The organism is Undibacterium sp., from assembly GCF_030683615.1.
Classification (GTDB): Bacteria; Pseudomonadota; Gammaproteobacteria; order Burkholderiales; family Burkholderiaceae_D; genus Undibacterium; species Undibacterium umbellatum.
In genome coordinates, this window is the sequence record NZ_JAUXQE010000006.1 from 214,990 (window position 1) to 229,758 (window position 14,769).

The following is a 14,769-nucleotide window of genomic DNA, read 5'->3' on the forward strand; positions in this document are numbered from 1 at the left end:
GTTGAACATGTGGGAGATGTATTCATTTTACAGCGGCATTGCATGAGGGAAAGATCAATCTTATGCCTTCATGCAATGCTTAAACTGGCGCAGGCCGATTACTTATTGTAGGAATCAGCGTTGAGGCCCATGACATGCGAGAAGCCGCCATCGACGTAAGTGATTTCACCAGTAATACCGTTTGCCAGTGGCGACAGCAGGAAGGCCGCTGTATTGCCCACATCTTCAATTGTCACATTGCGGCGCAGAGGTGCGTGCTCGGCAACAAAGCCCAGCAGTTTGCCAAAGTCCTTGATGCCGCTGGCAGCCAGGGTTTTGATAGGGCCAGCGGAGATACCATTGACGCGTATGCCTTTTTTGCCCAGGTGTTCTGCCAGGTAACGTACCGATGCTTCAAGTGATGCCTTGGCCATGCCCATGGTGTTGTAATGCGGGATGGCACGGATAGCACCCAGGTAAGACAGGGTCAGCAGGGCCGAGTCTTCACGCAGCAGTGGCAGAGCAGCTTTTGCCATGGCCGGGAAACTGTAAGCAGAAATGTCATGCGCAATGCGGAAAGCTTCACGGGAGAACCCATCGAGGAATTCACCGGCAATTGCTTCGCGTGGTGCAAAGCCGATAGCATGTACCAGGCCATCAAGCTTGTCCCAGGATTTGCCCAGGTCAGCAAAAACCGCTTCAATTTGTTCGTCGCTGGCGACGTCGCAATCAAAGATCAGTTTGCTATCGAATTCAGCCGCAAAATCAGTAATCCTGTCTTTGAAACGTTCGCCTACATAGGTAAATGCCAGTTCAGCGCCTTCGCGTTTGCATGCCTGGGCGATGCCGTAAGCGATGGAACGATTGGACAGCAAACCGGTGATCAGAATTTTTTTGCCTTGCAGAAATGCCATGTTGACTCCAGGTAGGGCCGCATCAAGTCTATGGCCGGTCGGCAAAATGCCAGGCTAAACCTGCCCTTGATACGTTTTAAAATTTTTTGATACTGCACAAAGTGAGACTGGCCAACTTGTGCCCATACTCACAGTAGGTCGGAATTGTAGTGGCTAAGATCAAAACGGGCAAATATTAAGTGTGCTGCGATGGCAATAATGAACTTAATTTGGCAATTCCGGGCAATATTGGTACTGCAATTGCCCAGTTTTTGACTGAATGACTATCAATGCAGTTACTTATCTTGCTGGTTTGAAGTCTCCAATTCCTTCAATTGTTGCTCTGCATGCTTGTTGTCAGGATTTAATTTCAAGGACTGGCGGTAATTGACGATGGCCAGATCTTTGTTGCCGGCGACTTCATAAGCTTCACCCAGGCTGTCAAAGGCATTGAAGCTGTCCGTTGATAAGTGGGTGTTCAGTCTAAAAATCGCCAATGCTGCCTTGAGTTTATTCTGGCGCAATAATTCATAGCCCCAGGCATTCAAATCACTATCTTTAAGAACAAATTCTGGATTCAGTTTATGCAGGCTGTCATACAGCGCTTCGGCTCCCTGAAAGTCTTGTTTTGCCAGTCCCTGTATAAAACCGGAGCGTGTTGGCAGGGCACCTGGCAGGGCAGGCCGGTGTTGCACATACATCATATGTGCAGGCGCGCCATTTTTGACTGGCGTCGTTTGCAAAAAGCGTTCGCTTTCTGTGTTGGCTTTGAGCTTTGCATTGAGAAATTCCAGCACATAGCGGCTGACCCAGGAATGTGCTAAACCTATTTCTTTACGCGTGTATTCAGAAAAATGCAGATCGGATCCCATGCGCAAGCTATCTGAAGCAAAGTCGACATGCTGCATCCATGGCATGGTGATTTTAATTAAATCCATGTATTTCATGCTATTGAGTGCTGAATAAGACATGTCCTGGTTACGCTGGCTCAGTTCTTCCAGTGATTCATTTCCCCTGTGTATAAACAACGTCGGTACCGTGATTGATACTGCAGGAATCTGTTTGGCAAATTCAGTGAAACGGCGCAAGGAACCATCAAGGCTAATCAGGGCAGAAATGCGGCTGTCTCTTGAGGCTGCAACAAAGTTGGCCATGCCGCCCCAACTGAAACCCATTACGGCAATTTTGGATAAATCTGCTTCAGGTACGGTCGACGCATAGGCGAGTAAAAATTGTATATCTCTGGCCTGGGCATCAAGGCCAGCCATGTCGATGCTCACATTATTTGTCAGCGGGCCCTGGCTGGCGCTGGAAATAACGATGTAGCCATGGCTGGCCAGGTATTCAAAGTTATCGACGTTTTCCATCGCTTCGCCACCAGCGCCGGGGGCATAAATCAGGACAGGGTATTTGCCACTGGCTGGGGATGTGCCCTTGCTGGCACGCATGACAGCCTGGACTTCTGCATTGCCACGCTCGTTCCCAAATACGCGTAGTACTTTGTCAGTCTTTTCCTTGAGTTTACGCTCGATTTCTGCGCCAGGCAGCTGGAAGTCAGGCCTGGTCTCGGTCGTTCTCAGATAATCAATGAAACGCAGGGGCTTGCCTGGTTTATCTGAGGGATACCAGATCAGGGTTTGTACCGGGCGGGCACGTTCAGTTTTGATCGCTTCGCCAGTGACCAGATCATGCTTGCCCTTCATGGAGCGGCTGAAGTCATATTGCTGCACCAGGCGAAAACCGACAGCGTGTTTGCCATAGGCATTGGCGAGCTGGAAATTTGGTTCGGTGGTATTGGCTGAAGCCAATGTTGCTGCGAACAGGCAAAAGCCACTGGCGGCTTTTGCAATATGGCGCAGAAAAAATGAAGGCTGGCGTAGCATATATCGTTGCTTGCTTATATGCTTAAGTGAACTCTCCGAGCGGGCCATGCGTACAAAGGAAAACCACTTGCTTTGAAAATTCATGCGTCTACTTTCAAAAAAGCTGAGGCAGGCCATGTGCTATCAGTGCCCGGCTTGATTTACGACTGGCCTGTGTTCAGGATTAAAGTGCGAAGTACATTTCTTTGAGCAAGGCACCTGGCACGACTGCGCCGCCAGTATGGCGTTCACCATACGAGCGGTCATCCATGATGACCTCGGTTTCTTGTGTTAGTTTCAATAAATTATCACCGAGTATCCTGAATAAAGAATCATCAAAGCGCATGACATTGAGCGGCGCCTTGATCTCTCCGTTTTCTACCCAAAAAGTGGCGAAGCGTGTCATGCCTGTGATGCGGCAGGTAGCACGATCAGAAAAGTTCAAATACCAGAGATTGGAAATATAGATACCCGTGCCCAGCTCTTTGAGTATGTCCACGTTTGCCAGTGTACCCGCGCGCATGATCAGGGATTTTGCTGACTCATCGTCCGGTGCCCCATTGGCGATCAAGCCAAATTCCTTGGCGCTGCGCGGTGAGATCATGCTGCCGCTCAGTTTGCCCGCCTGTATCAGGGGAATGACGTCGGGTTTGATGAAGCCTTGCGCCTGAAAACCAGGCTCCAGGCCAGCACGGCTGTCTTCGCAGATATCCACCATGGCATGCATGCTTGCTTCGCCTGACTGCAAGCGACGCAGGCAGCTATGGCGGGTACGCAAAGACTTTTCGGACAGACCACCCCAGTTCAGCATCATGATCAATTCATTCAATGCCGTCGGGCTGAGATAAGCCCGGTAATTGCCTGCCGCAACGGTGACAGGTGGTCGCGCCAGCAAGGCGAGCTTTTGACGGGCATCGGCAAATTTCTTCAGAAATTCAGCCTCATCCCAATGGAAGCCTGCATAGTTGGATTTGACAGCTTTGTCTGTTGAATGAAACAGGCTCCAGTCAAAATTGATATTGCTGGTTTCATACCAGTTGCGCTGGCCATAGGAATTGGCAAAGCCGCGATATTGCGTACCTGTGGTCAACAGGCCCACCATGTCTACCCCGTTTGCTGCTGCCAGTATCTGCTCCAGTATGGCAGATACTGGGGGTAGGGAAGATGGGAGGATTTGTACGCTGTTGTTAACTTCAGTGGCTATCATCAGGTGCGGGTCTGCTGGCAAGTCTGGTAATTGCGTACGCAAATCTTCAATTGCAGCATTGATCCTCGGTAAATCCATTTCCGTTTTGCCGCTGAGATTGAAACTCATGGCCGCATGGGTTTGCCCCTTGATCAATTGCAGGTTCAGTATCAGTTGCAAGACATGGCCAGGCTGGCGTATGGCGCTGTGGTTGAAACGGACAAAGTCACTGGACTCTGCCGACAACCAGGTGGTGCTGACTTCATTCGCCGCTAATTGCATTTCTATATGTGCTGCCAGGGATAAAAAATAGTCTTGCATCAGGCTTCGCCTCCAAATACTTCCACCTGATTGAACAGGCAGGCTGGTGAAGCGTGACCCACGCGTATGACTTGGGAAGGCTCGCCTTTGCCACAGAAGGGTGTGCCCATGACTGCCAGGGTGGATACATCACCCACCATTTTTAGCGAGCGCCAGAAACTCTCTGAAATACCACGATAATTGGGATTCTTGACCAGTTCTTGCAATTTGCCATTGCGTATCATTTGCCCATATTCACAGCCAAACTGGAATTTATTGCGTGAATCGTCGATGGACCAGGACACATTGGTATTCATCAGCACGCCACACTCAACACTGGCAATCATCTCATCGAGGCTGCTGCTGCCTGCTTCTATATTAAGGTTGGCCATGCGGTCTATGGCCGGGCGGTTCCAGTCGCAAGCGCGCGAATTGGCGACACCTGCCATACCAGCGCGGGCTTGGGAAAGGGCGCTGCCCAAAGGTTTTTCCAGTATGCCGTTTTTGATGATCCAGGTTTTTTCTGCAGTACTGCCATCATCATCCCAGCCAAAGCTGGCAAATTGTTCGGCACGGCTGGGGTCATAGGTGACGTTCAGCAATTCAGATCCATACTGGAAATGACCAAACATCTCTGGTGTGACAAAACTGGTGCCAGCAAAATTGCGTTCATCACCAAGGATGCGGTCAAGTTCCAGCGGGTGCCCTATGGATTCATGGATTTGCAGCATCATCTGTTCTGGCATCAGCAGCAAGTCCATGCGGCCACTTGGGCAGTTAGCTGCATGCAGTAGCGCTAGTGCTTCCTCTGCAATGCGCTTGCCCGCGCCATAAAAGCCGGATTGCTGCAAAACTTCCATACCACCCTGACGGCAAAAACCGTTGTATTGACCTCCGAGGCTACGGGTCTGGGTTTCTGAACCTTCATTGGCGGTGACGCTGAGATTCGGTATCAAGTAGTTGAATTGCTGATGTATGTCAGCACCAGCACTACTGATAAATAGTTGCTCAGTATGCGTCACGCCTATGGAAGCACTCCAATCTACAATCTTGTCGCTGAAATGCGATGCTGCAGATTCCTGCATCAATAAGGCAATCAAGTCTTTCCTGGGCCAGATGGATGCGGCAGGACTCTGATATTGACCGACAATAGCAGCTTGCGGGATTTTGCTGAAGTTGGTGACCGTTTTACCTGCGCTGAGCCTGGCCCATTGCAAAGCATGCTGCAATGCAGTATTCAATCCATTGCGGGATAAGTCGCTGGTTGCGGCATAGCCGTAGCCACCATCGTGAATAACGGTCAGCATCGCGCCATGGCTGCGGGCATTGCGCAGGGGTTGCAATACATTTTGCCTGACCAGCAGTTCTTCACTGCGCTCATCCACTACACGCATGGAGAAAAAATCGACAGCGGGCATTAATTCCCGGAATAAACTTCTTAACGCTTCCAATCCTGACTCCAGTAAATTTGCTGCATATGGGATATGCGGGAAATTGTGCCCGTTTCGTCAAGCAACAGGCGAACGCCATCTTGCCAGTGTTTGCAAGATTGGTCAAAAATATAAGTGTAAGGAGGTTTTTCAGACTGGAGCGGGCGAACCAGCAAGCAGCCGATTCGCCTGTGCAGCTTAGTGTTGCAGACCCTTGGGAATGGCATTGAGTAAAGTCTTGGTGTACGCCTGGGTAGGATTCAAATACAGATCATCTGAATTCGCCAGTTCGACAACCTTGCCCTTGTTCATCACCATGACCTGATCGGCAATGTATTTGACGACAGCCAGATCATGCGAGATGAAGATGTAGGACAGACCAAATTCTTCCTGCAAATCCTGCAGCAGATTCAGCACCTGCGCCTGCACCGATACGTCGAGTGCTGACACCGATTCATCGCAGACCAGCACTTCCGGTTTCATCGTCAGGCAGCGCGCAATGGCGATACGCTGACGCTGGCCGCCAGAAAATTCATGCGGGTAGCGGTGGAAGGCGATAGTTGGCAAGCCAACCTTTTCCAGTAATTGATAAGCCATGGCAGAGCGTTCGCTGTCATTGGCACCAATATTGTGGATGTACATGGGTTCCATCAAAATCTGCCCCACAGTAAAGCGCGGATTCAGTGATGCATAGGGGTTTTGAAAAATGATTTGTATGCGACGTTTGTAGTGATGGAATTCCTTGTTCGACATGGACAAGATGTCCTTGCCTTCAAACAGGGCCTGGCCAGAGGTTGCCTGATGCAGGCGCATCAATGTCAGTCCTACCGTGGTTTTGCCAGAGCCTGATTCACCCACCACACCCAGAGTTTTGCCACGTGCCAGTTTGAAGGAAACACCTTCTACGGCCTTGAATTCTTTCTTGCCAAAGAAGCCTTCACGGGAGTAAAAGCTCTTACCCAGATCCTTGACTTCCAGCACGATTTCTTCATCGCCTTTGAGGCCACGCGGGCGTTGTTTTTGCTCGACCAGTGCGCCGTTATTGTTCATGAAGTCGGCAATCACCGGCAAACGCCATGGACGGGTATCCAGCGTAGGGCGGCAGTGCAACAGCGCCTGGGTATAGGTATCTTTCGGGCTTTCAAAGATTTGCTCTACTGTGCCCGCTTCGCGGATTTCGCCATTGCGCATGACGATGACATGGTCGGCAATTTCACCGACCAGTGCCAGGTCATGGGTAATGAACAGCACTGACATTTTGTGCTTAATGCGCAGCGCATCGATCAGGTCGATGATCTGCTTTTGTATGGTGACATCCAGTGCCGTCGTCGGTTCATCGGCAATCAATAATTTGGGTTCGCAGGCTATCGCCATGGCGATCATCACCCTTTGTTGCTGGCCGCCGGACATCTGGCTGGGGTAGGCGTCGATCTTGTTCTTAGGATCGGGAATGCCGACTTCTTCCAGCAATTCTATCGCGCGCTTCCTGGCCTGTTTGGCATCCATGCCCATGTGCAGACGCAAGACTTCCGCGATCTGGAAGCCAACAGTAAATACCGGATTCAACGAGGTCATCGGCTCCTGGAAAATCATGGAGATTTCCTTGCCGCACAGGACACGCCTGTCAGCAATGCTGAGCTCCAGCAGGCTGCGGCCTTCAAAAATGATCTTGCTGTCGACAGCTATGCTTGAAGTGTCTGGTGGCAGCAAGCCCATGACAGCGAGTGAGCTGACTGACTTGCCACTGCCGGATTCCCCTACCAGGGCGACAGTGGAATTGCGCGGTATTTCAAATGAAATACCCTTGACGGTTTCTACACTGTCTTTTTTATTGACGCGGAAAGACACTCGCAGGTTTTCTACTTTCAGCAAAGCTTGATTTGGGTTTTCTTGACTCATGATCTGTCCTTATTTCAACTTGGGGTCAAGCGCATCGCGCAAGGCATCGGTGAACAATGAGAAGGCTGTCACCAGCACGGCCATCGCTGCGGTTGCGGCAACCAGTTGCCACCATTTACCCAAAATCAATTCATTCTGCGCTTCATTGAGCATACTGCCCCAGGACACCACGCCAACTGGCACGCCAAAACCCAGGAAACTCAGGATAACTTCTGATTTGATAAAGCCGACGACAAGGATGGATACCTGTACCAGTGCCACATGGCTGACATTCGGGAAGATATGCACGAACATCTTGCGCCAGTGCGAAGCGCCAATGGCATCTGCTGCCCACACATATTCACGCGCCTTGTGCTTCATGTATTCGGCGCGTATCAGTCGGAATGGACCAGTCCAGCCAGTAAAGGCCAGAATCAGGATGATGGTGGTCACACCTTTTTGCTGCAATACAGCTGCGACTGAAAGTATCAGCAACAGGTAAGGGATGGAAGTGAAGATGCTATAAAACCAGTTGAAAAAGTCATCGACTTTTCCGCCAAAATAACCAGCCAGTGCGCCAAACATCGTACCCAGCAGTGTCGCCAGAAAGGCTGCAACCAGGCCAACGACGATGGAAGTCTCAGCACCCTTGATGGTTTTCTTGATAATGTCATGCCCCCACTTGTCGGCACCAAAGGGCAGGGTGGTCAGGCGGTCGGCCACGACAGCTTTGCCAGACTTGGCAAGTTCAGCGCGGATTTCTGCCATTTCCTTTGCCAGCGGGTCAGGGATGCCGTAATCATTGACGATGATTGCCTGATCATCATCTGGCTGCTTGCGCAATTCACGGATGATGTCAGCCAACGGGTCGAGAGGATTCTCAGGCGGTGGTGCTTCTACTTCTACTTTAGCTGCTACGTTTGTGTCTGCGCCAATAAAGCCGGGCGGGGCATAGCTGACACCGCTTTCCTGTTCCCAGTCTGCGGCAATGATACCGGCAGCGGACAGGGTAAGAGTCAATAAAAAGGCAGCCACAATCGCCATGGCGATCATGGCGACCTTGTCGGCGCGCAGGCGGCGCCAGGCCAGGGCCCACAGCCCGGGCGAAACAGTTTGAACAGTTGGATAGGTGATAGTCGTGCTCATGAATGATCCTTATTTCAACTGTACGCGTGGATCAACCGCCTGGTACAGCAGATCGGTCAACAAATTAAAAAACATGGTCGCGGCTGCGACATACACGGTGATCGCTTTAATCACGGGGAAGTCACTGCGTTCCACTGCCAATATCACTTCGCGGCCTATGCCAGGGATGGAAAAGAAACGCTCGATCAGGAAGGCACCGATCAGCAAGGCTGGCAGGTTCGACATGACGTGGGTGATGATAGGTATCGATGCATTCCGCAAGACGTGTACCCATTTCACGCGGCTTTCGCTAACGCCCTTGGCGCGTGCAGTGCGCACATAATCCTGGTTCACTTCATCCAGCACAAAGGTGCGGAACAGGCGCAGGTTAGGTGCGACACCCACGGCCAGCGCAATCAGTATAGGCAGGGCAGAGTATTTGAACAGGTTTTCAGCAAAGTGATTGCCCCAACCCTGTACCGGGAACATTCCCAGTTTATAAGCAAAGAAATACTGGCCGACGATGATGTAGACCAGGATACTGACCGACATGCCGACGGTACAGGCAATCATCACAGAGCGGTCAGTCAACGAGCCACGTTTGAAGGCAATTGCGAGCGCCAACGCAATCGCAATCAGGGTTTCGATAATTGTAAGTGGTATCAAGACAGTCAGTGAAGGGCCAAGACGTGTGCCTATGATGGAAGACACTGCTTCACCGGTACTCCAGCTATTGCCAAAGTTGAAGGTGACAATTTGCTTGATGAAGATCCATAGTTGTACATAGTAAGGCTGGTCTATGCCAAGTTGGGTGCGGATATTGGCTATCTGTTCGGCATTTGACATCTTGCCTGCCAGGATGTAGGCCGGGTCGCCACCCACCCAGTTAAACAGGAAAAACACCAGCAGGATGACACCCAGCATCGTTGGTGCCATCTGCCATAAGCGGCGCAGTATATAAGCGGTCATGTTTGTCTCTCGGTTTTCAAATTTCAGTCAGCCTGCGGATTACTTGTTCTTGTCGATGTCGATCTGTAGCCATTCTATATGCATGATGGGGTGCTTTTTATGACCTATCACGCGTGGCTGTGACAGCATCATGCGATGGCGGGCATAACCCAGGCGCTGGGCAGCATACAGTTCCATGATGCGGGTCATCTTGTGATACAGCAGATCGCGCTCTGGCCCTGGAGCCATTTTTTGTGATTGTTCATACAGCTTGTCATATTCTGGGATGGCGACGCAGCCATTATTATTCATGTGTATGTTTTTACCGTAAAACAATTGCATAAAGTTATCACCATCAGGATAGTCCGCTATCCATGGTGAAATGCGCTGCATCAATTGGCACTGCTTTTCTGCTTTCAAAATTTCAGCAAAGGGACGGAATTCGGCACGCATTTTAATGCCTATGCCGTCATAGGATTTTTTCCAGACCTCAGCCTGCAAATGACCGCGTGATTCTGTCTGGGCTGTGTGAACAATTTCCAGTGGACTACCATCTGGCATGGTGCGATAACCATCCTTGCCTTTTTTGTAGCCGAACTTGTCGAGCAAGGCGTTGGCTGCGGCAGGATTGTACTGAATGCTGCTTTTGTAGTTAGGGTCATGTCCTACCACGCCAGGAGGGATGGGATATTGCAAAGGTATAGCATGCCCGTTGTCTACGATGCGTATTTCTTCTTCTACATTGTGGGCCATGGACATGGCGCGGCGCAGGGCGATTTTCTCTTTGCTCAAGCCACCAAATACTGGGTCTCGCATGTTCCAGTAATAGACGGTTAGTTCTGGGTCAATAATGCGCGACATCTGTATGCCGCGTTTGACAAATTCAGGCTTCAAGTCTGGTCCGTTCAATACCTGAGGTGCCAGACCGCCATATAACTGGAATAAATCAATTTCATCTTTTTGGAATGCCAGCAGGCGCGACTGGTCTTCCAGTATCACATTGACGACAACACGCCCGATTTGTGGCATGCGTTTGCCCTTCATGGCAGCAATGATTTTCTGATCATTCGGGTCTGCGCTGGCCTGGAAATCCCATATCGTCTTATGAAAATCAGGATTTGCATCCAGTATCATTTTCGAGCCGCGTACCCATTCAGTTAGTTTGAAAGGGCCAGTGCCTACTGGGTTTGCCATGGCAACACCTTGTGCATCCTGGTATTTTTCTATCACTTCGCGTGCAACCGCGGACATGGCGGTGTAGGCCAATATCATGGGCAGATTAAAGTCCGGACGCGTCAGATGTATGCGCAAAGTATATTTATCGACGACTTCCAGACCTGGTACCTTGGCCGAATAATCAAATTTACCCGATTTCTTCGCCTGCGCGGCCAGTTGATCCAGTCCCGTTATCTTGTCTTCTAACAGCCATACATGGGTAGAGGCGATTTTCGGGTCCATGATGCGCTTGAATGAATACACATAATCATCCACCGTCAATTCACGCTTTTTGCCATTGAAGGCCGCATCAGGCGTGAAGTAAATACCTTTCTTCAGCTTGATGGTATAGGTTTTGCCATCGGCAGAAATCTCTGGCATGCCATCGGCTGTTTTTGGGATAATCTTCGCCGGGCTGGCCAGGTAGTCATAGGTGAACAGGCGTTCAAAAATCGCCTCATTAATGGCGTTGGAGTAAAGGTCTCGTGTCGCCGCAGGGTCAAAGCCGGTTTCCGCAACTGGGAAGATGGTGCGCAACACTTTTTCCGGATCAGCAAAATCAGGTTTGGCAGCATGTGCATGCATGGGCAGAGTTGTTGCGGCCAGACCAGCAAGGGTCAGGCAGATTGCCATGCCTGTTCTGGATAGCTTGCGTAAAGCTCTGTCGCGCTGATACGGATGAGTGGACTTCATAAACGAGTTCTCCTGCTATTTTTGTACGATGATAATAAATGCGTATTGAATCAACTGAGACTTGCACGTCGCAATTAATGTTTTTCTACATCAATGAAGGCCCAGTCAGAATGTAAGATAGGATGCTTTTTATAGCCAATAATCCAGGGACGATATAGCCAGCTGCGGATGCGCGAGGTATGTACTATCCATGGTGTATCAGCTTCTACCTGGCGGTTCATTTGTGCATACACCTTATTGCGCTCTTCCCCCAATGGCAAGGAGACAGCCTTGCGGAACAGTGCGTCATAGGCAGGTGATTCGTAGCAGGCATGGTTGCCCGCACCGGCTTTGGGACCGTAGAGTAATTGCAGGAAGTTTTCGCCATCAGGGAAATCTGCATTCCAGGCGCCGCCCCACATATTCAGTTTGCAGGCGGAGGCAGCTTTCAAGTTGTCAGCGAAATTGCTGACCGGGAATTCGATGCGCAAGCCAATTTTATCCAGGCCACGTTTATAAATCTCAGACTGAACTTTATAGATGGCTGCGGGTTCCACGGTTTTTTTGAGGGTGAGCGGGCTGCCGTCAGGATTATTTCTGTATCCATCCGCTCCACGTTTATAGCCAAAATGGTCGAGCAGTTTATTGGCTAATTTGATGTCATATGCGAGACTGCTGCGGTAAGCTGGATCGTAGCCAACAATATCCTTGGGGATCAGCATTTCAGATCGTATGGCTTGCCCCAGCCGCATTTGGGCGATTTCATCTTCATGACTATAGGCCATGCCTATCGCGCGACGCAGGGCAATTTTCTCCTTGGTGTAACCGCCGATCAAAGGGTCGCGCATATTGAAAATCGTAAAGGTGATGCCCGCGTCTGTAACTCTGTCCATCTTGATGCCCTGGTTTACCAGGTCAGGTTTTAACGCAACTCCATCGAGGGCTGCCGTGGCAGCGCTTTGCGGCAGCTTATCAATGTCAAGTTGCGAATCCTGAAATGCCAGCCAGCGGGATTGTTCTTCTTCGATGATGCTAATGTCGACCTTGCCAACCTGGGGCATCTTCTTGCCCTTCATTTGTTTGACGATTTCTTCATCGCGGGCGCTGCCCGTCGATTTGAAATCCCAGGTGTAGCCACGGTATTCGGGGTTGGCCGTGAGCACGATCTTGCTACGTGGCAAATACTTTTCCACCATGTAAGGACCAGTCCCGACTGGATGCAGGCCAGTTTGATCGCCATAAGCCTCTATCACTTCCCTCGCTACTGCGCCAAAACCGCCGTAGGCGACGACATACAGGAAATTGTAGTCTGTTGCTGTTAACTCTATCCTTAGCGTGTACTTGTCGATAGCCTTCAGGCCAGCAACTGGCGCATCGTAGTCGAATTTACCCGTTCTTTTTGCATTTGCAGCGACACTATCAAGGCCAACAATTTTGCCTTCTATGAAGCTGGCATTGGGTGAACGGTTGACGGGGTCCAATACGCGCTTGAAGGTGTAGATATAGTCGTTCGCGGTCAACTCATGTTTTTTGCCCTTGAATGCGGGATCGGGGGCAAAGTAAATGCCAGGCCTGATCTTGAAGGTAAAAACTTTCCCCTGCTCGGTTACTTCTGGCATTGCCTCTGCAGCAAGTGGCAAGAGACGTGCAGGGCGTGCCAGGTAATCATAGCTGAGCAAGGGTTCAAAGATTGCTTCACTGACCCAGCCAGAATAAAAATTTTGGGTTTTTGCCATGTCAAAGCCATCATCCGCAGCTTCGAAAGCCTGCCTGACTACTTTGTTGAGGTCCGCAGGGCTAGCTGCCTGAGCCACCTGCAAGGAAACTGTAGCCAGCAGCATGGTGAAAATACAAGCAACTCTCTGGTGACGCATGAACATTGTTAACCTTCGTACTCTTGTAGTGTAAATTTATTCTGCTTAAGCATGGATCAGGCCCGGGTGGGGTACATGCGGGCCTTTAATGGCAAAATCTTAGAAAAAAACTATTGAATAGTTTAATTTACATATTGCAGGTGCAAATTAATTTTACCCTTGTGTTTTCAAACAATTTAGCTTGTATGCATGCCAAAAAGCCGTAACCTTAACGCAAGAGTCACATCGGTGGGAAATGAAAAGAAATTTTTATTTCACACGGTAATGCTCAAGTGTGACAATTTTTTTCAATTTGTGATTTTCAAGTGCAGTTTGATCGTGATTGCGCACCAGAGAGGGAGTGATGATGTTGCCTTGCACCATTGCGGTGCAATACTGCGGCGCAACTTTAGATAGTTTGGAGGCTAAAAAGAGGCGCAAAAAAAATTAAATTTCGGCGAGTAGCTAAGTCGGCAAATTTATCAATGTAAGGAAGTGTAAAAATAGCTGCGCTGACATGATTTATGCTGCACAGCACAAAAGAATAGGTTTCCTAAGCGCGTGTTTTTTTGGCAAAATGCGCCATGTTGTTTTTTTGATGGACCAGCTGGCATACTACTTGACAGTTTCTGTGCGGAAGTGGTTTTATGCGCCTTCGGAAAATTTTCTGACGCTTAAATTTACATTTCGCAGATGTGAAGGCAACTTTTTTTACATGAATAAATTAAGTTGCCAGCCAATTTGCAGTGTAACCAGCTGCAGCAGGTAAAAATTTCCGGACCACCTTGCGAGCTATTGTCCTTCGGGGCCGTAGAGCACGGTTGATGAAATAAGAAATAGATCAATAAGTTTATTATTTGGTTAATTGCTGATGTAGTCAGTAAAGCTTGATATTTTGGTTGCAGGCAAAATTAAATAAGTCAGTTTCACAAGAAAACTCGATTTATATTTTGATGAGCCTGCTGCTTATGAATTTATAAGTGGTTTTGTATCGGTATGGCTTTTTATTGATGCTCAGCATTTATAATCACTTTTTTGTTTGAGTTGTTTTGACTTGCGTCAGACAGTAGACCTTGTGGTAGTGGAGGAGCAGTAATGGATTTTTCAAATCGCCAGCAAGAGCCGGGGAAGAAGTTTATAGGTATAGGGCTGGTAATCGCATTTCACTTACTGGTGGTATATGCGCTGGTATCAGGATTGGCTCGCAAGGCCATGGAAGTGGTGATCAAGCCAGCAGAAGTCAAGCTGGTGGAAGAGGTGAAGCCACCGCCACCACCGCCAGATACACCGCCACCGCCGCCACCAAAACTGCTGGCCCCACCGCCACCGTTCATTCCGCCACCGGAAGTCCAGGTACAACAACCGGTACAACAGCAGCCGACGATCGCCGCCGTATCGAATGTCAAGCCAGAGAACCCGACATTCGCC

At 49.7% G+C, this 14,769-nt stretch carries 9 protein-coding genes and 1 pseudogene; 1 reads left to right on the forward strand and 9 read right to left on the reverse strand.

The genetic code is table 11. The annotated features are described in order from the left end of the window. Positions 1 to 98: 98 nt before the first annotated feature. From fabI to Q8K39_RS04040, 9 genes are all read right to left on the reverse strand, one after another. Positions 99 to 893 (reverse strand): enoyl-ACP reductase FabI, encoded by a 795-nt coding sequence (gene fabI, locus Q8K39_RS04000; RefSeq protein WP_186954253.1) that lies wholly within the window; start codon positions 891 to 893, stop codon positions 99 to 101. A 275-nt stretch (positions 894 to 1,168) separates the two neighbouring features. Then, positions 1,169 to 2,755 carry a dienelactone hydrolase family protein gene (locus Q8K39_RS04005; RefSeq protein WP_305258393.1) on the reverse strand — a complete coding sequence of 529 codons (1,587 nt, stop codon included), beginning with the start codon at positions 2,753 to 2,755 and terminating at the stop codon, positions 1,169 to 1,171. Between the two features lie 163 nt (positions 2,756 to 2,918). Continuing rightward, entirely contained in the window at positions 2,919 to 4,241 is a 1,323-nt protein-coding gene (locus Q8K39_RS04010; RefSeq protein ID WP_305258394.1) for a metallopeptidase TldD-related protein, read from the reverse strand. Then, positions 4,241 to 5,638 carry a TldD/PmbA family protein gene (locus Q8K39_RS04015; RefSeq protein ID WP_305258395.1) on the reverse strand — a complete coding sequence of 466 codons (1,398 nt, stop codon included), beginning with the start codon at positions 5,636 to 5,638 and terminating at the stop codon, positions 4,241 to 4,243. The genes Q8K39_RS04010 and Q8K39_RS04015 overlap by 1 nt, the downstream gene beginning before the upstream one ends. Before the next feature lie 210 nt (positions 5,639 to 5,848). Further along, positions 5,849 to 7,549: an ABC transporter ATP-binding protein gene (locus tag Q8K39_RS04020; RefSeq protein WP_305258396.1), complete on the reverse strand. Its 1,701-nt coding sequence runs from the start codon at positions 7,547 to 7,549 to the stop codon at positions 5,849 to 5,851. A 9-nt stretch (positions 7,550 to 7,558) separates the two neighbouring features. Next, positions 7,559 to 8,674: an ABC transporter permease gene (locus Q8K39_RS04025; protein WP_305258397.1), complete on the reverse strand. Its 1,116-nt coding sequence runs from the start codon at positions 8,672 to 8,674 to the stop codon at positions 7,559 to 7,561. Between the two features lie 9 nt (positions 8,675 to 8,683). Continuing rightward, positions 8,684 to 9,622, reverse strand: a complete 939-nt coding sequence (locus tag Q8K39_RS04030; RefSeq protein WP_186954258.1) for an ABC transporter permease — start codon at positions 9,620 to 9,622, stop codon at positions 8,684 to 8,686. 39 nt (positions 9,623 to 9,661) lie between these two features. Beyond that, a complete protein-coding gene (locus Q8K39_RS04035) occupies positions 9,662 to 11,509 on the reverse strand; it encodes an ABC transporter substrate-binding protein (RefSeq protein WP_186954259.1) in 1,848 nt (615 codons plus the stop codon). 74 nt (positions 11,510 to 11,583) lie between these two features. After that, entirely contained in the window at positions 11,584 to 13,362 is a 1,779-nt protein-coding gene (locus Q8K39_RS04040; RefSeq protein WP_305258398.1) for an ABC transporter substrate-binding protein, read from the reverse strand. A gap of 1,074 nt (positions 13,363 to 14,436) precedes the next feature. On the opposite strand from Q8K39_RS04040, the pseudogene Q8K39_RS04045 reads away from it, so the two are divergent. Continuing rightward, positions 14,437 to 14,769 (forward strand): annotated as a pseudogene (locus tag Q8K39_RS04045) (energy transducer TonB); the annotation flags it as partial.